Origin of the sequence: uncultured Ferrovibrio sp. (genome assembly GCF_937960835.1) — a bacterium.
GTDB lineage: Bacteria > Pseudomonadota > Alphaproteobacteria > Ferrovibrionales > Ferrovibrionaceae > Ferrovibrio.
On record NZ_CALGPC010000011.1, the window covers coordinates 47,598 to 72,168 of the forward strand.

Sequence of the window (24,571 nt, forward strand, 5' to 3'; positions counted from 1 at the left end):
GCAATAGAAAAGGCGCGGAGATCGCTCCGCGCCTTCGAAATGTGAAAGCGGAAAATTTTTAGGCTGCGGCCGGCAGCTGAGGCAGGCCGCGGCTGAACAGACGGTTCACGTCGATCAGCGCCACCATGCGCTCTTCGTGGGTGGCCAGCGCGCTCAGGAAAGTATGCTCCTCGTCGGTCGTGTTCGCCGTCGCCGTGGCTGGCACCGGCTGCAGCGAGTCCGGATCGAGCGCGAGAATGTCGGACACGGTATCGACCAGCAGGCCGCAGGATTCAGAGCCGATCTCAACGACGATGACGACATTCGCACTGGTCGGCTGCGTCACGCCGCCGCCGAGCCGCACGCGCAGATCGAAGATCGGCACGACGGCGCCGCGCAGGTTGATCACGCCGCGCACGAAGGGCGGCGTATTCGGCAAGGGGGTCACTTCGGTCCAGGCGCGGATTTCGCGCACGGTGAGCAGGTCCAGGCCGTAATTCTGATCATCGATGGTAAAGGTCAGAACTTCCTGGCTCGATTGGCTGGCCGCCGCTTTGGCGTCGTTACCCGCAGGCATGGTGGCTGGAATGGACATGGCATTCACGCTTTCTGTGTCGCGATTTTGTCGAGGTCACAAACCGGGACGAATTTCTTCGGCCCGTGGCGCCGTCCGGGGTAACGGAAGGACGGCGCTGGCCCGATGGGATGGGGTTTCGAGTTTCGGCCGGGCCTTCCTCGACCGCTTTCGCAGCCGGCAGCGGGCGTAACCTGCACGCTACTTCAGAAGGACCTAGTACAATTTATTGGCAAAGTTCTGGCCCGCCTGCAAATGGAATTGCTGCGAGGCCCTCGCAGATTACCAAGTTTTAACAAGCGGATACCCCGACTTGCACACAACAGCTTGGGCGCGGATTACAGCCGCAACTCAATGAGTTGTGGTCCGGTTTCGGCCAAAGCCGCTTTGAAGATTTTTGCGAACTGCCCCATGTCGTCGGTCCGAACACCGGGGACGCCATGGCCTTTGGCCAGCGCCCCCCAGTCCGGGTCCGGACGATCGAGCGTCAGCATGTCGATGGCCCGCGGCCCCGGATTGGTGGCACCAACATTGGCGAGCTCGCCGCGCAGGATGTTGTAGGAGCGGTTGGCGAAGACGACGACGGTGACGTTCAGATTCTCGCGCGCAAGCGTCCACAGCGCCTGCAGCGTGTAGAAGGCGCTGCCATCGCCGACCAGCACCACCACCTTGCGGTCCGGCTGGGCGATGGCGCAGCCGATCGAGAGCGGCAGGCTGTAGCCGATGGAGCCGCCCATATTCTGCAGCCAGTCATGCGGCCCGCTGGCCTCTGCGGCCGCGAAGATGCCGCGGCCTGAGGTGAGCGATTCATCCAGCACGATGGCATGATCGGGGATCAGCGCGGCGATGGTGCTGGCGATCTTCTCAAAAGTCGGCGCGCCATCGGCCACGGCGGGTTTCGGCAAGGCGGGCGGAGCGTCGGCGCTCTTCGGCGCCTTCACCGCATCGGCCAGACGCTCCAGCGCGTCAAGCAGATCGTCATCCACATCGGCGACCGGCGTGACGTTGCAGCTTTCCGGCGTCAGCAGGCTGGGCTGGCCCGGATAGGCGAAGAAGGCCACCGGATGGCGCGCGCCGACCAGCACCATCTCGTCCGTGTCTTTGAGATAGGCCAGAGCCTGCTGCAGGATGTAGGGCACACGGCCGACGCGCGGCAGATCGCCGCCGCGTTCCATCCGCGCGCTGGCGCCGGGATTGGAGAGCCGGCAGCCGGTCGCCGCCGCGATCCGCGCCGCCACTTTCAGACAGGGCCGCAGCAGCGCATGGCCGCCCAGCACCAGCATGCCGCGCGGCCCGGCTTTCTTCAGCGCTTCGGCCGCGGCCAGGATCGCGCTGTCGTCGACTTTCGCGCGCGGCAGCGGCGCCAGCGCCGGCGCAGGACCGCTCACTTCGTTCCAGGCGGTATCGGCAGGCAGCACCATGGTGGCGATCTTGCCCGAGCCGCTGCGCGCCACGGCCACCGCCTCGGCGCCGAGCTTGGGCACGTCATGCGGCGCCTTGGCGCGGCCGATCCAAGCCGAGACCGGCCGTGCGATGCCATCGATATCGGCAGTCAGCGGCGCATCGTATTGCAGGTGATAGGTCGCATGCTCGCCCACCACATTGACGATGCCCGACGCCGCCTTGCGCGCGTTGTGCAGATTAGCCAGGCCATTGGCAAGACCCGGACCAAGATGCAGCAAGGTCGCGGCCGGCTTGTGGCTCATGCGCCAGTAGCCGTCGGCAGCGCCGGTGACCACGCCTTCGAACAGGCCCAGCACGCAGCGGATGCCCGGAACATGATCGAGCGCGGCGACGAAATGCATCTCCGATGTGCCGGGATTGGCGAAACAGGTGGTCACACCCGAGGCAACAAGGGTACGGACGAGGCTTTCGGCGCCGTTCATGCAGGTCTCCTGAAGTGTCTTAAGGCCTATACCGTGGCGATGGGCGATACCGGTGAGCCGACCGCGCCGGTCAGCCGCAGCGGTGGCGCGGTGAGCAGGAAGCGGCTGCGCTTCTGCTCCTTCAGATAGGCCGCCAGTTCGGAGAGATACCAAAGCTCGCCCAGCGGAATGCCGAGCTTGAACAGGCAATGCTCATGCAGCGGCAGCGAGGCATGATTGCCGTCCACCGGTTTCGCTGGCAGGCCTTCGACAGCGTAATTGTCGGCGATCAGGCAGCTCACGCCGCTGTCGTCGATCCATTTCAGGAGCGCCTTGTCCCGGCCATCCAGCACTGCGCAGGAATTCTCCAGCCGATGCAGATCGGGCTTGCCCTTCATGCTCAGGATCACGTCGCCGAATCCGGTGTAGAAGCAGAGCATGTCGCCCTTCTCGACCGCGACCTCCTGCGTCTCCATCGCGCGCATGAGCTGATCGTAGCCGATCCAGGTGCGCGCCTCGCCGCAGACATCCCAGAGATTGACCAGCACGCCACGCCCCTGCATGCCATGACGGGCGAAGTTATGGATGCCGAGCGCTTCGCTGCCCTGGCTCGGGAAACGCTCCAGCCGCGGCTCGCCGACGCCGCGATCCTGAACGTCGGGGACGTCACTGCCGCCGCGCCAGCCGTTATAGAAGACCCGCTCCGGCTGGCCGTCGCCATCGGCATCGAACATCGAGCCGATATGGGCGAAGCTGTCCCATTGCGTCGAATATTGCAGATACAGCAGGGCCGCATCGTCACTGGAAACATCGGTAATGCGCGGATCGTAGAACGACAGCGGCAGCGCCATGTTCGGCCGCCCCTCGCGCACGACGGCAAACAGCTGCGGCGGGAAGCGGCGCGGATTGAGCAGGTTGCCGCCCGGATATTCCAGCGGCAGCGACAGGCAGAAGCTTCTGCCATCGCGCACTTCGGCGATGCCCTGCTTCACCTTCTCGGCCGTGATCCAGTTGACGCGGCCGAGCCTGTCATCCGGACCGAAATCACCCCAGTTCGACCCTTCGGGCCGTTGTTTCCAGCGTTGTGTCATGGGAGGCACCTAAAGACTGATGATGAACTGCTTAACCGTCATGCCACGGCTTGGCCGGGGCATCCACGAGTTTGTTTTTCAGACCGTGAATAAAGAACGCATGGATGGCCGTCCAAGGCACGCTGCCTGAGCGGGCCATGACGGGTGAAACTCAATGCGCCGCACGCGCCTGCATGGCCGCGACCGTGTAATGCTTCCAGCGCGCCTCGACCGCGTCATGCAGTTCCGTCTTCAGGCCGGCGGCAAACACCGTCTCGGCAATCAGGAAGCACGGCCCGATCAGCGCCTGCAGCAGATTGTCGGCCAGAGCCGGCCGGCGGCCCTCAAAGACATGGCCGACGAGCTGGAAGATCCAGCCGCCGACGAAGAGGATTGCAAAGGTGCTCCAGCCGATCAGGCTGCCCTGCTGCGCAACCCAGGCGGCGATCTGCATCAGCACGAAGGCGACCAGCATCATCAGGCCGCCGATGGTGCGGTCGAGCCAGAGATAGAAGGCGCCGGTGATGAACCACAGCACGGTGGCCAGCGTGATGACGGTTTCGCCGCCCCACAATTCCGCGACCGTGACCCAATGCAGCGGAATGAAAATGGCAAAGACGATGGACGGGATGCCGATGAAATGGGTCGCCCGGTTGCGCGGGTCGCGGTGGTAGGCGGAATACATCGCCATCTGTTCGACGAAGAACGGATTCATCAGCGTCTCCTCCGGTTCGCGGCGGCTTTGCGACCCGCGCCCGAGTCGGCCGCCGCGCCTGTTATCTGTGGACAAGCCTAAACCGCCTTAAAGCCTTGTCAATCACGGTATTTCAGCGATTCCGCTGCGTCAGCCCGGAATCACGTTGACTAAACTTTGGCACAGCCTATTCTCGCGGCGTCGCACTCAGTCCGGCGGGAGAGGCGCCAAACCCGTTCTTCATACGGGGGCCGGCGCGCCGAAGGAGCAACCGCCCCGGAAACTCTCAGGCCAAAGGACCGCACGGGCTGGCGACGCTCTGGAAAGCGGATCGGGGGTCCAAACCCGGTCCCACCGAAGGAGTAAGCGGGCCCTCATATGATCTGTGAGGCAGCGAATCTCTCAGGTCCCGGGACAGAGGGGGCGGCAGACGGATCAACCGTCTGATCGACTCTGACTCTGTTCGTAAAGGGACCTTGCTTGGGCGACACAGCCGAAAACCTCAAAGTCACGCCGCTGAACTCCCTGCATAAGGAGCTGGGTGCCCGCATGGTGCCCTTCGCCGGCTATGAGATGCCGGTGCAGTATCCGACCGGCATCCTCACCGAGCATAAGCATACCCGCGCTGCGGCAGGCCTGTTCGACGTCTCTCATATGGGCCAGGTGCGCATCACCGGAGCCGATCCCGCCAAGGCACTGGAAGCGCTGGTGCCCGGCGATCTCGTCGCGCTCGATGTCGGCAAGATGCGCTACACCATGTTCACCAACGATGCCGCCGGCATCCTCGACGACCTGATGGTGAACAAGCGCGACCGTGACCTGTTTGTCATTGTCAACGCCGCCTGCAAGGAGCAGGACATCGCGCATATGCGCAACAACCTGAAGGGCTGCGAGGTCGAATATCTGGAAGACCGCGCGCTGCTGGCGCTGCAGGGCCCGCAGGCGGTAGACGTGCTGAGCCGCCTGAACTCCGTCATCCCTGCTTTGAGCTTTGGCATGGGCGCGACGCTGGCCTTGGACAAGTTCGAGGCTTTCGTCACCCGCTCGGGCTATACCGGCGAGGACGGTTTCGAAATCTCCGTGCCGAACAGCCAGGTCGAAGAGCTGGCCCGCTGGCTGCTGGCACAGCCCGAAGTGAAACCGATCGGCCTTGGCGCGCGTGACAGCCTGCGCCTGGAAGCCGGTCTGTGCCTCTACGGCCATGACATCGACACGACCACGACGCCGATCGAAGCCGGCCTGGCCTGGACGATCTCCAAGCGCCGCCGCGAGGAAGGCGGCTACCCTGGTGCTGAGATCGTGAAGAAACAGCTCGCCGAAGGCGTGGCGCGCAAGCGCGTCGGCATCCAGCCGCAAGGCCGCGCGCCGGCCCGCGAAGGCACCGAAATCTTCAACGATAAAAACGAAAAGATCGGCGTGATCACCTCGGGCGGTTTCGGCCCCAGCGTCGATGCGCCGGTCGCCATGGGTTATGTCGCCACCGATTACGCCAAGGTCGGCACGCCGCTCACCCTGATGGTGCGCGGCAAGGCCCTGCCGGCCAAGGTCTGCACCCTTCCCTTTATCACCAAACGCTACGCTAAATAAGGAGACGCTCCCTCATGACCATTCGCTACACCAAGGACCATGAATGGATCCGTATTGAGGGCGCGGTCGCCGTGGTCGGCATTTCCGATTACGCCCAGAGCCAGCTCGGCGACATCGTCTTCGTCGACCTGCCCGAGCCCGGCAAGAAGGTCGATGCCGGCGACGAAGTCGCTGTGGTTGAGTCGGTAAAGGCCGCCTCGGAGGTCTACGCGCCGGTCGGCGGCGAAGTGGTCGAGACCAACCCCGCCATCGTGGAAGATCCCTCGCTGGTCAACCAGTCGCCGATGGAAGACGGCTGGTTCGTCAAGCTGAAGATCAGCGATCCCGATGCGCTGGACAGCCTGATGGATCAGGCCGCCTACGACGCCTACCTGCAAACCCTCTGATCTCTTTCCCTGGGGCTACGCCCATGCGTTATCTCGGACTGACCGAAGCCGACCGCCGCGAGATGCTTGCGGCCATCGGCGCGCCCAATATCGACGCGCTGTTCCGCGACGTGCCTGCCGGCGCACTGAACCCGACGATCGACCTGCCGCCGCATCAGGGCGAGCTGGAGGTCGAGCGGCAGTTCGCCGCCATGGCCAAGCGCAACATCTCACCGATGGACGTGCCTTTCTTCCTCGGCGCGGGCGCCTATCGCCATCACATCCCGGCGGCGGTCGATCATCTGATCCAGCGTTCGGAGTTTCTTACCTCCTACACGCCGTATCAGCCCGAGATCAGCCAGGGTACGCTGCAGTATCTCTTCGAGTTCCAGACCCAGGTCACGATGATCACCGGCATGGAGGTTGCCAATGCCTCCATGTATGACGGCGCCACGGCTGCGGCGGAAGCCGTGCTGATGGCCCAGCGCGTCACCAAGCGCAGCAAGGCGGTGCTGTCCGGCGGCCTGCATCCGCATTACCGCGATGTCGTCTCGACCCTGATGGATCAGACCGACCAGCCGCATGTCGCCGCCCCGGTCGATCTGGACGGCACCGAAGACCTCACCAACCTGATCGACGATCAGACGGCCTGCGTGGTCGTGCAGAATCCGAGTGTGTTTGGCCATCTGCGCGATCTGTCGGCTCTGGCGAAAGCCTGCCAGACGAAGGGCGCGCTGCTGGTCGTCGCCGTCGCCGAAGTCACCTCGCTCGGCCTCGTCACACCGCCCGGCGCGATGGGCGCCGATATCGTCGTGGCCGAGGGCCAGGCTCTGGGCGTGCCGCTGTCCTTCGGCGGTCCCTATGTGGGCCTGTTCGCGACGCGCGAGAAATATGTCCGCCAGATGCCGGGCCGGCTCTGCGGGGAAACTGTCGACCAGGATGGCCGCCGCGGCTTCGTGCTGACGCTCTCGGCGCGCGAGCAGCATATCCGCCGCGAGAAGGCAACCTCCAACATCTGTACCAATTCGGGCCTCTGCGCGCTTGCCTTCACCATCCATCTCAGCCTGCTGGGTGAGGCCGGCCTCGTGCGGCTGGCCGAGATCAACCACGCCAAGGCGGTGCAGATGGCCGAGAAGCTCGGCGCCGTGAAAGGCGTCGAGATCATCCCGCAGGCCTTCTACAACGAATTCGCCGTCCGGCTGCCCAGGCCAGCGGCCGAAATCGCCGAGAAGCTCGCCGAGAAGAAGATCCTCGGCGGCGTGCCGGCCTCGCGCCTCTATCCGGCCGACAAGGCGCTGGAGAATGTGCTGCTGATCGCCGTCACCGAGACCAATGCCGAAAGCGACATGGATGCCTTGGTTGGCGCCCTGAAGGAGGTGCTGTGATGTTGAACCGTCAGGGACGCCCTACCGCGCCGCATGAGGCGGCCAGCGCCGCCGCCACCGGCACGCTCACCGGCAACCGCGCACTACAGATGGAAGAGCCGCTGATCTTCGAGATCGGCGAGGAAGGCCGCACCGGCGTCGATCTGCCGGACGCCCCGCAGGTGAAGGACCGTCTCGGCGGTCTGCGGCGCCAGGGCAAGATCGGCCTGCCGGGCTTGAGCGAGCCGCAGGTGGTGCGCCATTTCGTGCGGCTGTCGCAGAAGAACTATTCGATCGATGCGGGCCTTTATCCGCTCGGTTCCTGCACCATGAAGCACAATCCGCGCCTGAACGAGAAGATGGCGCGGCTGCCGGGCCTGGGCGATCTGCATCCGCTGCAGCCCGTCTCAACCGTGCAGGGCGCGCTGCAGCTCATCGATACTCTGGCGGGATGGCTGAAAGCCCTGACCGGCATGCCGGCCGTGGCGATGTCGCCTGCCGCCGGCGCCCATGGTGAGCTCTGCGGCTTGATGGCGATCCGCGCTGCGCTGAAGGCGCGCGGCGATGTGCGCAAGCGCATCCTGGCTCCGGAAAGCGCCCATGGCACCAATCCCGCCACGGCGGCGATGTGCGGCTATGTGGTCGATCCGATTCCGGCCACCAGCGATGGCCGCGTCGATCTCGAGGCGCTGAAGGCTAAGCTGGGTCCGGATGTGGCGGCGATCATGCTGACCAATCCCAACACCTGCGGCCTGTTCGAGCGAGACATCAAGCAGGTGGCCGACCTGATCCACAGTGTCGGCGGCTTCTTCTATTGCGATGGCGCCAACTTCAACGCCATCGTCGGCAAGGTGCGACCGGGCGATCTCGGCATCGACGCCATGCACATCAACCTGCATAAGACCTTCTCCACACCGCATGGCGGCGGCGGTCCGGGCGCAGGCCCGGTTGTGCTGTCTGAGGCGCTGAAGGACTTCGTACCGGTGCCTTACGTCGTGCATGGCGCGGACGGCTTCAAGCTTGTCGAGCATGATGGCGAGAAGAGCTTCGGCCGGATGAAGAGCTTCCACGGCCAGATGGGCATGTTCATCCGCGCGCTGGCCTACATGATGAGCCATGGCGTCGACGGCCTGCGCCGGGTTGCGGAAGACAGCGTGCTGGCGGCCAACTACGTGATGGCCAGCCTGAAGGACATCATGACGCCGAGCTTCGAAGGTCCCTGCATGCACGAGGCTTTGTTCGACGATCGCTTCCTGAAGGACACCGGCGTGACCACGCTCGACTTCGCCAAGGCGATGATCGACGAGGGCTATCACCCGATGACGGTCTACTTCCCCCTGGTCGTCCACGGCGCGATGCTGATCGAGCCGACCGAAAGCGAAAGCAAGGACAGCCTCGACACCTTCATCGGCACGCTGCGCGGTCTGGCCGAGAAGGCGCGCAAGGGGGATCAGGGCGACTGGTTCCGTGGCGCGCCCTATTTCACGCCGCGGCGCCGCCTGGACGAAACCCGCGCCGCCCGCGCCCCGGTGCTGCGCTGGAAGCCCGGCACCAACGGCGCTCCAGCCAGCAAGGCCGCAGCGGAATAAGCCGCGCGCGTATTTCGGTGAATGCCAGCCGCCCGGTCAGCAATGCCCGGGCGGTTTTTTTTCATTCGTCATGCTCGGGCTTGGCCCGAGGCATGACAGCATGAATGAACGTGCTAACGCAGCACCTCGATGCGCGGGTGATCCGAGCCGCCATAGCGGCGGACCAGCCAGGAGACGGCGAAAGCGATCGCAGCGATCAGCGCGGTGCCGAACAGCCAGAGGATCACGATTGCCGTGCCGCCCGCTGTTCCAAGCAGGTCCGCGGCGAGCAGCAGTCCGTCGGCAAATTCGCTGACCGTGAGCCGATCGGCGTTGACCATGGCGAAATCCCGGGCCCAACCGAGCATGGCATAGCCGAACCAGGCCAGCAGCGACCACAGCACGAAGCCGATAGCGGCCGCGATCCAGATGATGCGCTGCATCAGCCTAGCGCCGCCTGCCTGCCGGCTCATTGCCGCTTGCCTCATTTTTGACTGCCGCATCGATCACGCCGTCGCTGCGGTCCAGATGCTCGCGCAGCAATTCGATATTCTTGATGTTGGCGCGGTAGAAAACGTCGCCCACCCAGCCGACCACCGGAATCCAGCTTATCATCAGGTCGATGCCGACATGGCCGATCATGCGCAGCATCGTGCTGTTGGACACGCCCAGCCGCCGCGCCTCCCAGATCAGATAGGCCGCCATGCCCTTGGCGATCAGCGTGCCCACGCCGGGGATGAGGTTGAGCACGGGATCTAGGCCGACGCGGATATCCGTGCCGGGCACGCGCACGGCGCTGTCGAGCAGGCGCGCCAGCGCTTCCAGCCTGCGCCGCGCCTCGGCGTTGCGCTCCGACATATAGCCATAGACATTGTGGAACTGAGCGGATGCGGCGGTCATCCAAGGCCTCCCAAGATCAAAGCGCCAAGATCAAAACAGCCGTCGCTTCCGGCGCTCATCAGGTGGAAGAGTCCGACATCGCAGCCACGGGACAAGCGGCTGCCAGAGGGGCCCGGACCCGGTCCTTTCCGAAATGGGAACGCGAAACCACCGATTCAAGATTTGCTGCAAGATTTGCAGCATTCAACTCCGCCGGGGATTTGCCTCGCGCCCTGCCTCCCTCCAGAATAACGCCCAAAAGGGGGAGAAACGGACATGGCCAAACCAGACGCCTCCATGCGCCAGGTAATCATCCGCGCAGGCAAGACCGCATTGCGCGTTGCGCTCCTGGACACGCCGACCGCCGATGCGATCTGGACCGCGCTGCCAATTTCGGCAACAGCGCGGACCTGGGGCAATGAAGTCTATTTCGAAACGCCTGTTCATGTCGCGCGCGAGCCGGGCGCGAAGGATGTGGTCGCGGCGGGCGAGATCGCCTACTGGCCGGATGGCGATGCCATTGCCATCGGTTTCGGCCCCACGCCGATCAGCCGCGGCGACGAAATCCGCCTCGCCTCGCCCTGCAACATCTGGGGCCAGGCTATCGACGATGTGACGGCCATGAAGACCGTTGCCGCCGGCGCCAGGATCACGGTCGAGAAAGCCTGAGAGACACTTTACATCGCCTTGCGTTTGCCGCCATCGGCATTGGCAAAGACCGCATTGCCAAGTCCGGTGCCGATGGTCAGCACGGCCCAGCGCTTGACGTCGCGCATGCGCGGAATCTCGCTTAAGCCCTGCATGACGGCATCGTTATGCAGCACCACACTGCTGCGGCTGCCGCCGATATAGGGAATGCGTTCATGGATCGCGGCCGGCAGGTTGAAGCTGGCCGCCTCCCAGTTGCCAGGCAGATTCTGCGCGCCCTGCGCGATGCTGCCATCGGCTTCGATCCGGCCGGGACAGCCCACCCCGATATGCGGCGCCAGGGCCAACCGCTTCTCTTCCGCATGCTCGGCCAGTTCGCGCAGCATGCCGCCGAGATGATCCAGCGCCTCGTCGCGCTTCGGCTCGACATCGCGGTAACGCCATAATTCAGAGGCGATCACCTCGGAACGGCTGAGATCGGCCGCCTTGTGGCGGTTCAGGCGCAGGATGCCGGCGCGGATATTCGACCCGCCGATATCGACGGTTAGCGCGGAATCGTAAGCCTCGTCCAGCCAGGGCAACAGCAGATGCAGCGCGCCGATCAGGCCGCCTTCATCGGGGTGGTGCAGCAAAGGCACGAGGCCGATATCGATATCCTCGCCCTTCAGGATCACTTCGGTGCGCGCGATTGACAGCTCGCCCACCCGGCTGCGCCGCAGGCCGCCACCGACCGCCACCTTCTTCACACCTCGCCAGCTTTTATGCCGCAGATAGCGGCGCACCACCGCAGCAAGGTTCTGCGAGAACTCTTCCACCGCGCTATGGATGATCGCGGCGGCATTGGCATCGCCATTGGTCAGCAGGCGATCCCATTCCTTCTTTTTCATCTCGGCCAGCTTCTCGTCGCCGATATCGCTTTCCTCGGCCAGATCGCCGGCCTGCGCCTGCACCTTGTCGAGCAGCGCGCGGAAGGCGCGGCCGCTCGCCTTGTCGCCGACGAAGCGGCGGCCTTCGCGGATTTCCAGATTGTAGCTTTCGATGCTGACCTCGGGCAGCTCCATCAGGCCATGTTGATTTGCCGTTCCGGATTCCGGCGCATCTTCTGTTGCTATGTCGGCGTTGGGCAAGTGGGCTGCTCCTCGCGATTGACCTGCCGTTATGAGTAACGCAACTGCAGCACCAGCCTTGGCGCCTGGCGCGGCGCCAGCGCCTTATGGAAACAGGCCGGATCTTCCAGAAAGCCAAAGCCGGGACCGCCTTCGATCACTACCGCATTCTCGGCGCCATAACGCTCCAGCACGCGGGTCTCCGGCTGGAAGGCGGATGACAGCCGGATCGGCAGCGGCTTGGGCGTATGCGAGCCCGCCACGGTGACATGCGCGCCGGAGTCGCGATTGGCGCCGGTGATGTAGAAGAAGGCGTAGAGTGAGCTTTTTGGCTCGATGTCGTAATGGAAGTCGATGGTCTGGCCGCCATTGCGCCGCGCATCTTCCGGCAGCTCGGATACCGGACTCCAGTATAGCCGCCGCGCCACCCGCTCGGGCCAGTAGCCCAGATAGCGGCGCGCAATCTCGATCAGCAACGGGTCGCGGGTCACGCGGTCAACGGCTGCGCAGGCAGGCGAGATGACGTCGGCAATCGCCACCGGCGCGCCCTCCGGGGTACGGCCATCGCGGATATCCTCGATGCGGAAATACTCTTCATCTTCCGCATGACGGTGACAGTATGTCGCGCAGGCGTGTTTATAGATGTCTTCAGCCAGCGTCTCAGGCATCTGCAGCCCGGCGCAAAAGCCGTCGCGACGCAGCCCCTGCAGCCATATCTCCAGTGCGGCTTGATTGAAGACGCTCTCTCGAAGCGGCGGCGTGATGCTGGCGTCGTGCAAGAGCAAGCTCTGACGCAAGCTGTGCAAGCGTGCAATCAGCCGCTTCCACACATGAAAACGCCCAAGAATACGGTAGTAACGGGCCGGGCGCAAATCCGGCAAAGCGGCCCGCCGGACGGGCCGCGGCATCTGATCTTTTATCTTCACAATCGGCTCTCGACCAAATCCGGGGCATGTCTTTTCTTCCGGAAGAGTTATCGCGACTGCGAGTCATGGCCGTGTTCAATCCGTGACCAGACCAAAATATCGGCCTGATCGTCGGCAGATGAACGCCGGTGATGAACCAGATGCCGTTTCAACCTAATACAGGTTGAACGCAGCGCAGATTGAACCCTGAAATTGGAAGATGGTTCCCTGGGGGGAAAGTCCCCGGATCGAATTCTCTACCGGGATCGCGGTTACGCCGTACGGCGCAGAAGCACCATCAGGATATAGGCCAGCAAAGCAAAACCGAGCGCGGGCAGAGCGAGATTGAACGCGACATAATCCCAGTTCAGCCCGCAGGTGTAATAGACATCGCCGCCGCGGCTCATGTCGATCGGCAAAGTGCCGCCATCGCCCTGGATGCGCTCGCACATGCCCTGCGGCTCATTGCCCTGGCTGCGCACCAGCAGAATGCCAATCAGCAGGACCGGAAGACCGAAGCCGATGACGAGACTGGCGATGATCCTGCCGATCAGGTTGTCAGGAACCTTCAAACGCATAGTGGGGATGCCCGTTGCCATACATGCCCTCTGTATAGATCAAGCCGCCGGCTTCGTCAGCAGGGTCGCGGCCCTGCCGGCAATCGCGTCCGCCGTGCCGCCGGCATCGAGTCTGCGCCAGCCTTCCGCCGCCTCGGGCGAAGCCAGGGCTTCGGCCTGCCATTGCAGCACCTCGACGGTGGCATCCGACGCATCGTTGCGCCGCGCCTTGATTCGCGCAGCCAGACATTCCAGCGGCGCTTCCAGCCAGAAGCCATCAAACCCGGCACCGCACTCGCGCGCCAGGGCTGGGACGGCGGCCCGTTCGTCTGCGCGGCCGAACACGGCATCCAGAATCACCGTGCTGCCGCCGCGCAGCAGTTTCCCCGCCTGGTCCAGCATGGCCGCATAAGTGCGCCGGCTTGCCTCTGCCGTATAGGCTTCCTTCGGCAGGCGCTCCAGAAGCGGCTTGCCATGCAGGCTCTTGCGGATGACATCGCTGCGCAGCACCACGGCGCCGCAAATATCGCCGCAGCCGGGCGCCAGCCGCCGCGCGATGGTCGACTTGCCCGTTCCGGATAATCCGCCGATGGCGATCAGATGCGGATGCCGCGGCCGCAGCACCGCGCGCGCCAAAGCCAGATAATGCCGCGCCTCGCGCCAGGTCTCGCGCTTCAGTCCCGCGATATGGCAGCGCACGGCGGCGCGCACTGCCAGATAAAGCGGCAGCAGCACAAGGCCGCCATAATCGCCGGCAACTTCCAGATAGCGGTTCAGCACGCGGTTGGCGAGATCGCGCCTGTCATGCTCCAGCAGGTCCATCAGCAGGAAGGCGATGTCATACATCGTATCGCCGCTCGCCAGCGCTTCGTCGAATTCCAGGCAGTCGAACAGCACCGGCTGCCCGTCGATCAGCACGATATTGCGCAGATGCAGATCGCCATGGCCGCGCCGGATACGACCTGCCGCGCGCCGCGTCGCCAGCACGGGCTTCTGTTTTTCCACCTCAGTATCCAGTGCCGCCTGATAGGCCGAGATGTCTTCGGCCGGCAGCGCCTCGGCATCCAGGCGCGCGAAGGCCGCCGCATTCACCCGCAGCGGCAAGGCCAGCGCCGCATCGGCCTCCATATCCACAAGGCTTGCCTCGGCATGGAAGCGCGCAATCGCCTCGGCCAAGCTTTCCATGATCTGCGGCGTCAGCGCATCGCCTTTCACCAGATGGTCGAAAGTCTGGCTGGCATCGAAGCGCTGCATCTCCACCAGCCATTCCACCGGCGCGCCTTTACCGGTAAAACTCAGCCGGCCGTCCTCGCTGCGATAAACGGCGCGGACACCGCGATAGATCTGCGGCGCGGTGCGGCGGTTCAGCGCCACTTCCTGTGCGCAGGCGGCGCGCCGTTTCTCCAGGCTGCCGAAATCGACATAGGGCAACACCACGGCCTTCTTCAGCTTCCAGGCCGTATCGCCGCAGAGATAGATGACCGAGATATGCGTCTCGGCCACCATCTCGGGCGGCGGATCGAACAGACTGGCGATATCCGGCGGGTTCGGGTCCGGGGTTGAGTTCTGGGGCTCGGTCATGCCGCCATTAGATAGTCATCATCGCGGCCAAGGTTTGACCTGACGCAATCCTGGCCGGCAATCCTGCCGACAACCCCGCCAGTGCCCCTGTGCAAATACCTTACCCCATAGGAATGTTCAAAATTGTTCTAATTATCCGAGTGATAAGGCCGCTGGCCTAGCCGTTTGGCTGCTCCTGGAACTGTCAACAGGGAAATCCGTCACCTGGCACAGAAGGCCAATGACTTGGCACGGATTTGCTTGGAACCGTTTGGACGAGTTTGGACGCGTTTGGCTTTTTGAGGACGAGTTTGGCTCCGATTGGCTCAGTTTGGATGCGCCGGTTTGGCCGGGGCGGTTTCCAGCCCGCGCATCTGCCGGTCCTGCCAGCGCGACAGTGTCAGCAGCGCCGCGCAGGCGCCCAGCAGGGCCCAGAACATGTCCGACTGCGTATCCCACTCGTCGCCCTGCGTGCCGAGGAATTCGTCCGCGCCCTGCCCCATGGCCAGCGCCGCCCACCATTCGAGCAGTTCGTAAGCCGCGCTGATCGCAAGGCAGATGCAGATGCTCAGAAAAGCGATCAGCTTCAAGCCAGTGAGCGCAAAACGGCGGATCAGCAACTCGCGCGCGATCATCGCGGGCACGAAGCCCTGCGCGAAATGGCCGATCTTGTCGTAAGGGTTGCGCGCTGTGCCGAAAATGTCCTGCAGCCAGAAGCCCAACGGCACACGGGCATAGGTATAGGCCCCGCCGAGTATCAGGATCAGGCCGTGGATGAGAATCAGCGCATACAGCAGATTGGTCAGCGGAAAGCGCCGCGCCGTGCCGAACAGGATCGGCCAGGCGATGATCGTCGGCAGCACTTCCATCACCCAGGTCAGCCTGTCGTAAGGTGACCAGCCGCTCAGCACCAGCGCCACCGCCCAGGCGACGCTGAGGGCCCACAGCATGGCAGGCATATGGCTTACGCCGCCTTGGAGTAGCTGCGATCCACCAGGGCGACGATCTCGCGCATGATCTGCGTCAGGTCGTAATCCTTCGGCGTGAACACGCCTGCTATGCCGGCGGCCTTCAGACGCTTTGCATCTTCCGGCGGGATGATGCCGCCGACCACCACCGGCACATCGCCGATGCCTTCCTTGCGCATGCGCTCGATCACCTCGGTCGCCAGCTCGACATGACTGCCGGAGAGAATCGACAGTCCAACGAGATGCACGCCTTCTTCCAAGGCGGCTGCAACGATCTGCTCAGGCGTCAGGCGAATGCCTTCATAGACCACTTCCATGCCGCAATCGCGCGCCTTCACCGCGATCTGCTCGGCGCCGTTGGAATGGCCATCCAGGCCCGGCTTGCCAACCAGCAGCTTCAGCGGCCGTCCCAGCCGCTTCGCCACCGCCTTCACTTCCTGGCGCAACTCGTCCATCTCGCCATCGGCGAGCGCGGTGCTGGAGGCGGCAACGCCGGTCGGTGCGCGGTACTCGCCGAACACCTTGCGTAAGGTTGCGGCCCATTCGCCGGTGGTCACGCCGGCTTTTGCGGCAGCGATGCTCGGCTCCATGATGTTGCGGCCATCGCGCGCTGCGGCTTCAAGATCGGCCAGAGCTTTCTCTACCGCCTTTGCATCGCGCTGCGCGCGCCAGGCTTTCAGCCGCTCGATCTGCTCGGTCTCGGCAGCCGGATCGACGGTAAGGATCGCGCCGCCTTCGGAAGCCACCAGCGGCGATGGCGCGCTTTCAGTGAACTTGTTGACGCCGACGACGACGCTCTCGCCGGTCTCGATGGCGCGCACGCGGGCCGTGTTGCTCTCCACCAGGGCCTGCTTGAGATAGCCGCTTTCGACGGCGGGTATGACGCCGCCCATATCACCGATGCGCTTCAGTTCCGCGCGGGCGGCGGCTTTCAGCTCTTCGACCTTGGCTTCGATCACCGGGTTGTTGTCGAAGATGTCGCCGTATTCCAGAAGATCGGTTTCATAAGCCACGATCTGCTGCAGCCGCAGCGACCATTGCTGGTCCCACGGACGCGGCAGGCCCAGGGCCTCGTTCCAGGCCGGCAACTGCACCGCACGGGCGCGCGCCTTCTTCGACAGCACCACTGCCAGCATCTCAAGCAGGATGCGGTAGACGTTATTCTCCGGCTGCTGCTCGGTCAGGCCCAGCGAATTCACCTGTACGCCGTAGCGGAACAGCAGGGCTTTCGGGTCGGTGATCCCGTAGCGCTCGCGGCCGATCTCCTCCCAGAGATCGACGAAGGCGCGCATCTTGCAGATCTCGGTGATGAAGCGGATGCCGGCATTGACGAAGAAGCTGATGCGACCGAAGGCCTGCGGAAAATCCTGCGGCGGCACCTGGCCGCTGTCACGCACGGCATCCAGCACTGCAATCGCCGTGGCCAGGGCATAGGCCAGCTCCTGCACCGGCGTCGCGCCCGCCTCCTGCAGGTGATAGCTGCACACATTGGTGGGATTCCACTTCGGCATCTCGCGGTAGGTGAAGGCGATCACGTCGGTGATCAGCCGCATCGAGGCCGCCGGCGGGAAGATATAGGTGCCGCGCGAGAGATACTCCTTGATGATGTCGTTCTGCACCGTGCCGTTGAGTTCGGCCCGCTTCGCGCCCTGCTCCTCGGCCACCGCGATGTAGAGCGCCAGCAGCCAGGCAGCCGGCGCATTGATGGTCATCGAGGTGTTCATCTGGGCCAGCGGAATGCCGTCGAACAACACCCGCATATCGCCGAGATGACTGATCGGCACGCCGACCTTGCCCACCTCGCCGCGCGCCAGCACATGGTCGCTGTCATAGCCGGTCTGGGTCGGCAGATCGAAAGCGACCGACAGCCCGGTCTGGCCGCGGCTCAGATTGGTGCGGTAGAGCGCGTTCGACGCCTTGGCCGAGCTATGGCCGGAATAGGTCCGGAACAGCCAGGGCTTGTCCCGTTCTGTGACCTTTTTGCGGTTGCGAACAGAAGCGTCGGCCGAAACGTCCGATTGGCGAGTCGCTGTCATAACTTTGTTCCGTGCTAAGTTGACGCGGCGTTATTATGTTTCCTCTTGCGCCCAAAGGCAGAAATATCATAACCTCCGCTGCAATGCAAAACGATCTTGCCATTTTTTCGCCACTGCAAAAAGATAGGAATCGTCCTGCATCAGCACCGTCTCCTGGCGCCGGAACAAGGCTTATCCCGGCCGGTTTGGCCCAACAAGACAAGAAATAGGCAAGACAAGAAATAGGCGCGGTCAGAGCGTTAAACAGGGAAACAACCAAAGGAGTATTGCCATGTCCAACGCGGGTGGGTCCGTGGTTGCGCTGCAAACCACGAACGGGTCGCAAGCCAAAGGCGGCTACAAGGACCTCTATGAGGTGGGTGAAATTCCCCCGCTCGGGCATGTGCCGAAGAACATGTATGCCTGGGTGATCCGGCGCGAACGCCATGGACCGCCCGAGCAGTCCATGCAGCTCGAAGTCGTTCCCACGCCGGAGATCGATGCCGACGAGGTTCTGATCCTCGTGATGGCGGCGGGCGTGAACTACAACGGCGTCTGGGCGGGCCTGGGCATCCCGATTTCGCCCTTTGACGTGCATAAGGCGCCCTTCCATATCGCCGGCTCGGATGCCGCGGGCATCGTCTACAAGGTCGGCCGCCGGGTGAAACGCTGGAAGGTGGGCGACGAGGTCGTGGTCCACTGCAATCAGGACGACGGCGACGACGAGGAATGCAACGGCGGCGATCCGATGAACTCGCCCAGCCAGCGCATCTGGGGCTACGAGACGCCGGACGGCAGCTTCGCGCAATTCGCCCGCGTGCAGTCGCGCCAGCTAATGCCGCGGCCCAAGCACCTCACCTGGGAGGAAAGCGCCTGCTACACGCTGACGCTCGCCACCGCCTACCGCATGCTGTTTGGCCATCGCCCGCATATCCTGCGGCCCGGTCAGAATGTGCTGGTCTGGGGCGCGGCCGGCGGCCTCGGCTCAATGGCGATCCAGCTGATCGCCACGGCAGGCGCCAACGCCATCGGCGTCATTTCGGACGAATCCAAGCGCGACTTCGTCATGAGCCTCGGTGCCAAGGGCGTCATCAACCGCAACGACTTCGATTGCTGGGGCCAGTTGCCGCCGGTGCTCGATGCCGAGAAATACGGCGCCTACATGAAGAAGGTGCGCGAATTCGGCAAGGCCATCTGGGAGATCACCGGCAAGGGCAACGATGTCGATTTCGTCTTCGAGCACCCGGGCGAGCAGACCTTCCCGGTCTCCTGCTTCGTGGTGAAGCGCGGCGGCATGGTGGTCTTCTGCGCGGGCACCACGGGCTACAACCTCACCTTCGACGCGCGCTTCGTGTGGATGCGGCAGAAGCGCATCCAGGGCAGCCACTTCGCCAACCTGCTGCAGGCCAGCCAGGCCAACCAGCTCGTCATCGAACGGCGTATCGACCCCTGCATGTCGGAAGTCTTCAGCTGGGCCGATATCCCGCGCGCCCATACCAAGATGTGGAAGAACCAGCACAAGCCGGGCAACATGGCGGTGCTGGTCAGCGCCAAGACGCCCGGCCTGCGGACCGTCGAAGATGCGATCGAGGCCGGCAACAGCTGATCCGATCCAATACTGATAAGCCGGCGGGAGCGATCCCGCCGGCTGAACTTTTGGTATCCTGCGAAGACAACAGAATCAAAGAATCGAGCGATCGCATGTCCGCTGCTGCGAAGCCCCTTCCGGCCGACGAAACCCTGATCCTTTCCGAGCTGCTGCCGATCTGTACGGCGGCCCTGAAAAGCGCCGAGCAGTTGCTGGGCACGGCGACGGCTGCGGTGGCGCAGCTTGTGCGTGGCGCCGATGGCCGCATCGATGGCGCCAAACTTGAGGAAGAACAGTTTGCCAGCCACGGCCTGGCCTGGCTCGCCACCTATGTCGCGACTTTGAAGGAAACCCTGCACTGGGCCGAGCGCCTGAAGGCGGAAGGCAAGCTGCGCGAGCTGGAACAGCTGATCCTCCAGGCCGGCTTCGGCGAGTACCTGTCGCAGATCGCCGGCGGTATCGCCATGAGCCAGGTGGAGGTCTGCCGCCTTGGCGATCTTGGCGTGCCGAAGGAAGCGCAGCAGGCATTCCAGACCGTCGAAGTGCGCGCGCTGATCCAGCGCGGCAACACCGCACGCGTGCGCAGCCGCATCGCAGAACTGATCCAGGATGGCCTTAGCACCGGCGATTTCGGCGAACTTGGCCTGGACGAGACCATGTCCATGGTGCGTGAGCAGTTCCGCCGTTTCGGCGAGGACAAGGTCGCGCCCTTTGCCCATGAATGGCACCTGAAGGATGAATTCATCCCCATGCCAGTGGTGCAGGAGATGGCCGAGCTCGGCGTCTTCGGCCTCACCATTCCGGAAGAATATGGCGGACATGGCCTGGGCAAGATGGCGATGTGCGTCGTCTCCGAGGAACTCAGCCGCGCCTATATCGGCGTCGGCAGCCTGGGCACCCGCGCCGAGATTGCTGCCGAGCTGATCCTGCGCGGCGGCACGGAAGAGCAGCGCAAACACTGGCTGCCGAAGATTGCGTCGGGCGAGATCCTGCCGACCGCCGTCTTCACCGAGCCGAATACCGGCTCCGATCTCGGCTCCCTGCGCACCCGCGCCATCAAGGATGGCGATGTCTATAAGGTGACCGGCAACAAGACCTGGATCACCCATGCAGCGCGCACCGACCTGATGACGCTGCTGGCCCGCACCGATCCGAACGAGCCGGGCTACAAGGGCCTGTCGATGTTTCTCGCCGAGAAGCCGCGTGGCGACGATGCCAATCCCTTCCCTGCTGAAGGCATGACCGGCGGCGAGATCAAGGTGCTCGGCTATCGCGGCATGAAGGAATACGAGATCGGCTTCGACGGCTTTGTCGTGAAAGCCGAGAATCTGCTGGGCGGCAAGGAAGGCCAGGGCTTCAAGCAGCTCATGGAGACGTTTGAATCCGCCCGCATCCAGACCGGCGCCCGCGCGCTCGGCGTGGCGCAATGCGCGCTGGAGCTCGGGCTGAAATATGCCCTGGAGCGCGTGCAGTTCGGCAAGCCGATCTACGCCTTCCCGCGCGTGCACGGCAAGATCGCCTGGATGGCGGTGGAAACCATGCTGGCCCGCCAGCTCTGCTATTTCGCCGCGCGCGAAAAAGACCAGGGCCGGCGCTGCGACCTCGAAGCCGGCATGGCCAAGCTGCTGGCCGCACGCATCGCCTGGGCCAATGCCGACAACGCGCTGCAGGTGCATGGCGGCAACGGCTATGCCGAGGAATATCCGATCAGCCGCGTGCTCTGCGACGCCCGCATCCTCAACATCTTCGAGGGCGCAGCCGAAATTCAGGCACAGGTCATCGCCCGCCGCCTGCTGGAGCAGCGCAACGGCTAAGACACCGTAACGCTCATGCGGTGAAGCTCATATCGGTCGGATTGCCGCCGCAGACCAGCACGCCGACACGCTCATCCTTTTCGGGCGTGTAGGCGCCGCTGAGCAAGGCGGCAAACGCCGCGGCGCCGCCGGGTTCAGCCACCAGACGCAGCTTGTCCCACAGCGCGCTCTGGGCTGCGCGGATGGCGTCATCGGTGACGAGCATGCTCTGCGCGATATATTTCTGCGCAATCGGAAACATCAGGCCACCGACCTGCCGCGGCGCCAGCGAGTCCGCCGCAATGCCGCCCGCCGGCGCGTCCACCGGCTTGCCTGCCTTCAGCGCCATATTGAGGGTTGGCGCGGTTTCCGGCTCAACGGCCACGACTTTTACGCGGCCCGCATACCAGGCCGCGATGCCGCCGATCAGTCCGCCGCCGCCGACAGCGACCAGCAGCGTGTCGAGATTTGGCACCTGTTCTTCCAGTTCCAGGCCGACGCCGCCCTGGCCGATCAGCGTTTCCGGTTGATCATAGGCATGCACCGGCATCGCCCCGCTTTCCGCCTGCCAGGCTTCGCTGGCGGCCAGCGCATCGGCATAGCGCGCGCCGCCCACGACCAGATCGGCGCCGTAATTGCGGATGCGGGCAATCTTCAACGGCGCGGAGATCTCAGGCACGAAGATCTTCGCCGGAATGCCGAGCGTCATCGCCGCATAGGCCACAGCCGCGCCATGATTGCCGCCAGACGCCGCCACCACGCCGGCCTTCGGGACCGGGCGTTGCAGCAGATTGACGAAAGCACCGCGCGCCTTGAACGAGCCGGAATGCTGCAGCAGCTCCAGCTTGAGGTGAACCTCGCCGATGGCCAGTCCAAAATCGGCGCCCTGCACGGCAATCGCTGGCGTGCGCCGGATATAGGGCCGGATGCGCTCGGCGGCAGCGGCGATAGCGCCGGGAGTGACAGAAACGGAGGCGGCAGGGGCGGACATGATCTGGGGACTGCTTGGCATTCGTTGCGGTACATCTGAGCTTGCATTGTAATTAGGGATATGGCTAATTGGCAATATGTCTATCCTGGCCGCAGCCCGCGCATTGGCGAATGACCGACGTCTGCAGATCCTTACCTGGCTGAAGGATCCCCGGGCGCATTTTCCGCCCCAGAGCGACGGCGACCTGATCAAGGACGGGGTCTGCGGTCTGCTGATCGCCGAGAAGCTGGGCGTCAGCCAGCCGACAGCCAGCGAACACCTGAAAATCCTCACCCAGGCCGGCCTGCTGCGCACCAGGCGGATCAAGCAATGGATATTCTACCGGCGTGACGAGGCGGCCATCGCCAGGCTGAAGCAGGAACTGCGCGGTCTATAATCTGCAGTCTTCAATTCGAGCCCTCAGCGCCGTTCAGCAGATGCATGATCGCCTGCATGGCGGCCAGCAGATCGCGCTGCTTGCGCTCGCTCAGCGGCTGCAGCCATCGCTCGACCTCGGAACTAACCGCCTCCTCCAGAGCCTGGATCGCGGCCCGTCCCGCAGGCGTCAGCTTAAGTTCCAGTTCGCGGCGATCGCGCGCGCCTATGCGTCGCGATATCAGCCCGCCGTGTTCAAAGCGATAAAGGATGCGGCTGAGATAACTGCGATCCAGGCCCAGATGCCGGTTGAGCGCCGTGGCCGTCGCAGGCTCGGCACCGGCCAGCTCCAGCAGCACACGTGATTCGGTCGGTGAAAAAATCCCACACCGCAGGCGCTCATCCAGCCTGTAGACACATTGCGCATAGAAACGATTGAAACGCCGCACTGCGGCAATCCGCTGCGCGCGGCGGCGCGTCATGCCACCCTCCGCCTGAAGGGCGTCGTGGCAACGGCAAAGCCAGCCAGGATGAGAAGAATGCCAACGACGTGGAAGCTACGTACCGGCTCGCCCAGCAGGATGAAGGCCAGCAGTGCTGTAAATACCGCGACCAGATGGAAGGAAACCCCGGTCACGCCTGCGCCCAACATCGCAACACAGCGGTTCCACAAAATGAAGGCGAAGAGCGAAGCGAATATCCCGATATAAAGTACCGCCGCCAGCGATACCAAATCGAATGGAATGACCGCACCAGATCGAAGCTCGCAGAGCCAGAAGGGTGCCAGGACCAGCAGGCCCGCCGCCATCGTAGCAGCCAGGAAAACCATCGGATCGAGGACGGGATCGCGCCGGCGCAGCAATACCGAATAAAGCGCGTAGTTCAGGATCGCCAGCAGCACGAGCAGATCGGCCCGTCCAAACTGCATAGCCAAGAGAAGCGAGACATCGCCGCGCGAAACGATCCAGCAGACACCGGCAAAGGACACCGCGATCCCGAGCAGCGTTCGCCACGACACGGTTTCGCGGCCAAGCAGAAATGCCACGGCCGGGATCATCAGCGGCAAGGTCGAGTTCAGGAAAGCGACGTTTACCGCTGGCACGGTATGCAGGGCCACGTAGGCCAGCGCGTTGTAGCCCGCAATGCCAAAACTGCCGCAGAGCAGGACGAGCCAGCGGTGACGCCACAGCAGGCTGCGCTGCCGCCAAAGCCCACTGGCGGTGAAAGGCAGAAGCAGCATGAAGGCTACCAGCCAGCGACCTACCGCCAAGGACACCGGCGGCATGGTGTCGGCCAGGCCGCGACCCAGCACGAGGTTGCCGGCCCAGAAGGCTGGCGGCAGCCACAGCAGCAGATAGGGCCGGCGCCAGATCGCCTCTGCCCAGGCCGGCATCGGCTTATCCCACGAGGCCGATGCGTATGCGGCGGTTATGCCGTCCCTTGTTGTCGATCTTGAGAATCCGCACCGGCCGCGACTCTCCCGTGGCATCGAGATGCGTGCCGCCGCAAGCCTGCCGGTCGAGTCCTGCGATTTCGATCACGCGGATCAGGCCATCGCTGGTCGGCGGCGGCGCCACCGAGCGCGAGCGCAGCAGACCCTTCTCCGCATAGGCCTCCTCCTCGGTGACATAAGTCTGCTTAACCGGCAGATTCTGGCGGATCACATCGTTGATGACAGGCTCCAGCGCACGCAGCCGGTCGTTATCCGCATCGGGCAGATCGAAATCGACCCGGGCCGTGCCATCGGCATTCATCTGCGCGCCGGTGACCAGTGCCCCGTCGAAGGCCTGATAGACCAGCGCATTGATGACATGCAGATCGGTGTGCAGCTCGCGCATGAGCTGGCGGAAGGCCGGATCGACCCGCGCCTCGACTTCACCGGCCAACTCCACCGGCTCCTGCAGCCGGATCCACATGCGGCCGCCGATGCTCTCAAAGCCCGCAACGCCGACAGGTCCCGCCTCGCCTTCCAGCACGCCCTGATCCGGCAGCTGGCCACCGCCGCCAGGATAGAAAGGCATCTCGGCCAGCCGGACCCGGCCGGGCTGGCTTTCCAGCACCGGGCTGCGCAGGGTCAGAACATCGGGGTGGTCATGACAATAATATCGGGACATCGCAGCCTCATTACTCCAGCTTGTCAG

At 64.0% G+C, this 24,571-nt stretch carries 24 protein-coding genes and 1 riboswitch; of the genes, 8 read left to right on the forward strand and 16 right to left on the reverse strand.

All coding sequences use genetic code 11. The annotated features are described in order from the left end of the window. Positions 1–58: 58 nt before the first annotated feature. From Q0603_RS11240 to Q0603_RS11255, 4 genes are all read right to left on the reverse strand, one after another. Positions 59–574, reverse strand: a complete 516-nt coding sequence (locus Q0603_RS11240) for a chemotaxis protein CheW (RefSeq protein WP_298725636.1) — start codon at positions 572–574, stop codon at positions 59–61. Positions 575–891: 317 nt separating this feature from the next. Further along, entirely contained in the window at positions 892–2,439 is a 1,548-nt protein-coding gene (locus tag Q0603_RS11245; RefSeq protein ID WP_298725638.1) for an acetolactate synthase large subunit, read from the reverse strand. Between the two features lie 26 nt (positions 2,440–2,465). Further along, the gene (locus tag Q0603_RS11250; RefSeq protein ID WP_298725639.1) at positions 2,466–3,509 is read right to left on the reverse strand and encodes a cyclase family protein; all 1,044 of its coding nucleotides are present in this window, start codon (positions 3,507–3,509) and stop codon (positions 2,466–2,468) included. 151 nt (positions 3,510–3,660) lie between these two features. Beyond that, positions 3,661–4,203 carry an Mpo1-like protein gene (locus Q0603_RS11255; protein WP_298725640.1) on the reverse strand — a complete coding sequence of 181 codons (543 nt, stop codon included), beginning with the start codon at positions 4,201–4,203 and terminating at the stop codon, positions 3,661–3,663. Between the two features lie 185 nt (positions 4,204–4,388). Beyond that, positions 4,389–4,494: riboswitch (glycine riboswitch) on the forward strand. 168 nt (positions 4,495–4,662) lie between these two features. Here Q0603_RS11255 and gcvT point away from each other — a divergent pair. From gcvT to gcvPB, 4 genes are read left to right on the forward strand one after another with little or no spacing between them, the layout of a single operon-like run. After that, positions 4,663–5,769: a glycine cleavage system aminomethyltransferase GcvT gene (gcvT, locus tag Q0603_RS11260; protein WP_298725641.1), complete on the forward strand. Its 1,107-nt coding sequence runs from the start codon at positions 4,663–4,665 to the stop codon at positions 5,767–5,769. Between the two features lie 14 nt (positions 5,770–5,783). Further along, on the forward strand, positions 5,784–6,155 hold the full coding sequence (gcvH, locus tag Q0603_RS11265; protein WP_298725643.1) for a glycine cleavage system protein GcvH: 372 nt from the start codon (positions 5,784–5,786) through the stop codon (positions 6,153–6,155). A 23-nt stretch (positions 6,156–6,178) separates the two neighbouring features. Continuing rightward, a complete protein-coding gene (gcvPA, locus tag Q0603_RS11270; RefSeq protein WP_298725645.1) occupies positions 6,179–7,519 on the forward strand; it encodes an aminomethyl-transferring glycine dehydrogenase subunit GcvPA in 1,341 nt (446 codons plus the stop codon). Continuing rightward, positions 7,516–9,087 (forward strand): aminomethyl-transferring glycine dehydrogenase subunit GcvPB, encoded by a 1,572-nt coding sequence (gene gcvPB / locus Q0603_RS11275; RefSeq protein WP_298725647.1) that lies wholly within the window; start codon positions 7,516–7,518, stop codon positions 9,085–9,087. Before gcvPA ends, gcvPB begins: the two co-directional genes overlap by 4 nt. A 113-nt stretch (positions 9,088–9,200) precedes the next feature. Here the strand turns inward: gcvPB and Q0603_RS11280 are convergent, their stop codons facing one another. Further along, complete coding sequence (locus Q0603_RS11280; RefSeq protein ID WP_298725651.1) at positions 9,201–9,509, reverse strand: hypothetical protein; 309 nt, start codon at positions 9,507–9,509, stop codon at positions 9,201–9,203. A 4-nt stretch (positions 9,510–9,513) separates the two neighbouring features. Then, positions 9,514–9,966, reverse strand: coding sequence for a DUF4112 domain-containing protein (locus tag Q0603_RS11285; RefSeq protein ID WP_298725653.1), 453 nt, complete (start codon positions 9,964–9,966; stop codon positions 9,514–9,516). Positions 9,967–10,221: 255 nt separating this feature from the next. On the opposite strand from Q0603_RS11285, the gene Q0603_RS11290 reads away from it, so the two are divergent. After that, positions 10,222–10,614 (forward strand): cyclophilin-like fold protein, encoded by a 393-nt coding sequence (locus Q0603_RS11290; protein WP_298725655.1) that lies wholly within the window; start codon positions 10,222–10,224, stop codon positions 10,612–10,614. Positions 10,615–10,622: 8 nt separating this feature from the next. Here Q0603_RS11290 and Q0603_RS11295 read toward each other — a convergent pair whose 3' ends face one another. The 6 genes from Q0603_RS11295 to Q0603_RS11320 all read right to left on the reverse strand — a co-directional run bounded on the left by Q0603_RS11295 (position 10,623) and on the right by Q0603_RS11320 (position 17,725). Next, positions 10,623–11,654: a hypothetical protein gene (locus tag Q0603_RS11295; RefSeq protein ID WP_298725656.1), complete on the reverse strand. Its 1,032-nt coding sequence runs from the start codon at positions 11,652–11,654 to the stop codon at positions 10,623–10,625. A gap of 95 nt (positions 11,655–11,749) precedes the next feature. After that, positions 11,750–12,607: a hypothetical protein gene (locus Q0603_RS11300; RefSeq protein ID WP_298725657.1), complete on the reverse strand. Its 858-nt coding sequence runs from the start codon at positions 12,605–12,607 to the stop codon at positions 11,750–11,752. 269 nt (positions 12,608–12,876) lie between these two features. After that, positions 12,877–13,182, reverse strand: a complete 306-nt coding sequence (locus tag Q0603_RS11305) for a hypothetical protein (RefSeq protein ID WP_298725658.1) — start codon at positions 13,180–13,182, stop codon at positions 12,877–12,879. Positions 13,183–13,221: 39 nt separating this feature from the next. Further along, positions 13,222–14,742: a bifunctional aminoglycoside phosphotransferase/ATP-binding protein gene (locus Q0603_RS11310; RefSeq protein ID WP_298725659.1), complete on the reverse strand. Its 1,521-nt coding sequence runs from the start codon at positions 14,740–14,742 to the stop codon at positions 13,222–13,224. 305 nt (positions 14,743–15,047) lie between these two features. Further along, on the reverse strand, positions 15,048–15,680 hold the full coding sequence (locus Q0603_RS11315) for a DUF2238 domain-containing protein (protein ID WP_298725660.1): 633 nt from the start codon (positions 15,678–15,680) through the stop codon (positions 15,048–15,050). Between the two features lie 5 nt (positions 15,681–15,685). Further along, a complete protein-coding gene (locus tag Q0603_RS11320; protein ID WP_298725662.1) occupies positions 15,686–17,725 on the reverse strand; it encodes a protein meaA in 2,040 nt (679 codons plus the stop codon). Positions 17,726–17,996: 271 nt separating this feature from the next. On the opposite strand from Q0603_RS11320, the gene ccrA reads away from it, so the two are divergent. Beyond that, complete coding sequence (gene ccrA / locus Q0603_RS11325; RefSeq protein WP_298725664.1) at positions 17,997–19,310, forward strand: crotonyl-CoA carboxylase/reductase; 1,314 nt, start codon at positions 17,997–17,999, stop codon at positions 19,308–19,310. Between the two features lie 95 nt (positions 19,311–19,405). Beyond that, positions 19,406–21,106: an acyl-CoA dehydrogenase family protein gene (locus Q0603_RS11330; RefSeq protein WP_298725665.1), complete on the forward strand. Its 1,701-nt coding sequence runs from the start codon at positions 19,406–19,408 to the stop codon at positions 21,104–21,106. A gap of 13 nt (positions 21,107–21,119) precedes the next feature. On the opposite strand, the gene Q0603_RS11335 is transcribed toward Q0603_RS11330, so the two are convergent. Beyond that, entirely contained in the window at positions 21,120–22,076 is a 957-nt protein-coding gene (locus tag Q0603_RS11335; RefSeq protein ID WP_298725666.1) for a threonine/serine dehydratase, read from the reverse strand. Between the two features lie 76 nt (positions 22,077–22,152). On the opposite strand from Q0603_RS11335, the gene Q0603_RS11340 reads away from it, so the two are divergent. After that, on the forward strand, positions 22,153–22,452 hold the full coding sequence (locus Q0603_RS11340) for a metalloregulator ArsR/SmtB family transcription factor (RefSeq protein ID WP_298725667.1): 300 nt from the start codon (positions 22,153–22,155) through the stop codon (positions 22,450–22,452). Positions 22,453–22,462: 10 nt separating this feature from the next. Here Q0603_RS11340 and Q0603_RS11345 read toward each other — a convergent pair whose 3' ends face one another. The 3 genes from Q0603_RS11345 to Q0603_RS11355 are packed head-to-tail and all read right to left on the reverse strand — an operon-like array spanning position 22,463 to position 24,544. Continuing rightward, on the reverse strand, positions 22,463–22,912 hold the full coding sequence (locus Q0603_RS11345) for a MarR family transcriptional regulator (protein WP_298725668.1): 450 nt from the start codon (positions 22,910–22,912) through the stop codon (positions 22,463–22,465). After that, complete coding sequence (locus tag Q0603_RS11350; protein ID WP_298725669.1) at positions 22,909–23,823, reverse strand: DMT family transporter; 915 nt, start codon at positions 23,821–23,823, stop codon at positions 22,909–22,911. The genes Q0603_RS11345 and Q0603_RS11350 overlap by 4 nt, the downstream gene beginning before the upstream one ends. A 4-nt stretch (positions 23,824–23,827) precedes the next feature. Further along, positions 23,828–24,544, reverse strand: a complete 717-nt coding sequence (locus Q0603_RS11355; protein ID WP_298725670.1) for an alanyl-tRNA editing protein — start codon at positions 24,542–24,544, stop codon at positions 23,828–23,830. Between the last annotated feature and the right edge of the window lie 27 nt (positions 24,545–24,571).

Excerpts from the sequence above, each read along its gene's own strand:
- Q0603_RS11240 (WP_298725636.1), bottom strand. The coding sequence starts at position 574 with ATGTCCATTCCAGCCACCATGCCTGCGGGTAACGACGCCAAAGCGGCG.
- Q0603_RS11245 (WP_298725638.1), bottom strand. The coding sequence starts at position 2,439 with ATGAACGGCGCCGAAAGCCTCGTCCGTACCCTTGTTGCCTCGGGTGTG.
- Q0603_RS11250 (WP_298725639.1), bottom strand. The coding sequence starts at position 3,509 with ATGACACAACGCTGGAAACAACGGCCCGAAGGGTCGAACTGGGGTGAT.
- Q0603_RS11255 (WP_298725640.1), bottom strand. The coding sequence starts at position 4,203 with ATGAATCCGTTCTTCGTCGAACAGATGGCGATGTATTCCGCCTACCAC.
- gcvH (WP_298725643.1), top strand. The coding sequence starts at position 5,784 with ATGACCATTCGCTACACCAAGGACCATGAATGGATCCGTATTGAGGGC.
- gcvPA (WP_298725645.1), top strand. The coding sequence starts at position 6,179 with ATGCGTTATCTCGGACTGACCGAAGCCGACCGCCGCGAGATGCTTGCG.
- Q0603_RS11280 (WP_298725651.1), bottom strand. The coding sequence starts at position 9,509 with ATGCAGCGCATCATCTGGATCGCGGCCGCTATCGGCTTCGTGCTGTGG.
- Q0603_RS11285 (WP_298725653.1), bottom strand. The coding sequence starts at position 9,966 with ATGACCGCCGCATCCGCTCAGTTCCACAATGTCTATGGCTATATGTCG.
- Q0603_RS11290 (WP_298725655.1), top strand. The coding sequence starts at position 10,222 with ATGGCCAAACCAGACGCCTCCATGCGCCAGGTAATCATCCGCGCAGGC.
- Q0603_RS11295 (WP_298725656.1), bottom strand. The coding sequence starts at position 11,654 with ATGGAGCTGCCCGAGGTCAGCATCGAAAGCTACAATCTGGAAATCCGC.
- Q0603_RS11300 (WP_298725657.1), bottom strand. The coding sequence starts at position 12,607 with ATGCCGCGGCCCGTCCGGCGGGCCGCTTTGCCGGATTTGCGCCCGGCC.
- Q0603_RS11305 (WP_298725658.1), bottom strand. The coding sequence starts at position 13,182 with ATGCGTTTGAAGGTTCCTGACAACCTGATCGGCAGGATCATCGCCAGT.
- Q0603_RS11310 (WP_298725659.1), bottom strand. The coding sequence starts at position 14,742 with ATGACCGAGCCCCAGAACTCAACCCCGGACCCGAACCCGCCGGATATC.
- Q0603_RS11315 (WP_298725660.1), bottom strand. The coding sequence starts at position 15,680 with ATGCCTGCCATGCTGTGGGCCCTCAGCGTCGCCTGGGCGGTGGCGCTG.
- Q0603_RS11320 (WP_298725662.1), bottom strand. The coding sequence starts at position 17,725 with ATGACAGCGACTCGCCAATCGGACGTTTCGGCCGACGCTTCTGTTCGC.
- ccrA (WP_298725664.1), top strand. The coding sequence starts at position 17,997 with ATGTCCAACGCGGGTGGGTCCGTGGTTGCGCTGCAAACCACGAACGGG.
- Q0603_RS11330 (WP_298725665.1), top strand. The coding sequence starts at position 19,406 with ATGTCCGCTGCTGCGAAGCCCCTTCCGGCCGACGAAACCCTGATCCTT.
- Q0603_RS11335 (WP_298725666.1), bottom strand. The coding sequence starts at position 22,076 with ATGTCCGCCCCTGCCGCCTCCGTTTCTGTCACTCCCGGCGCTATCGCC.
- Q0603_RS11340 (WP_298725667.1), top strand. The coding sequence starts at position 22,153 with ATGTCTATCCTGGCCGCAGCCCGCGCATTGGCGAATGACCGACGTCTG.
- Q0603_RS11345 (WP_298725668.1), bottom strand. The coding sequence starts at position 22,912 with ATGACGCGCCGCCGCGCGCAGCGGATTGCCGCAGTGCGGCGTTTCAAT.
- Q0603_RS11350 (WP_298725669.1), bottom strand. The coding sequence starts at position 23,823 with ATGCCGGCCTGGGCAGAGGCGATCTGGCGCCGGCCCTATCTGCTGCTG.
- Q0603_RS11355 (WP_298725670.1), bottom strand. The coding sequence starts at position 24,544 with ATGTCCCGATATTATTGTCATGACCACCCCGATGTTCTGACCCTGCGC.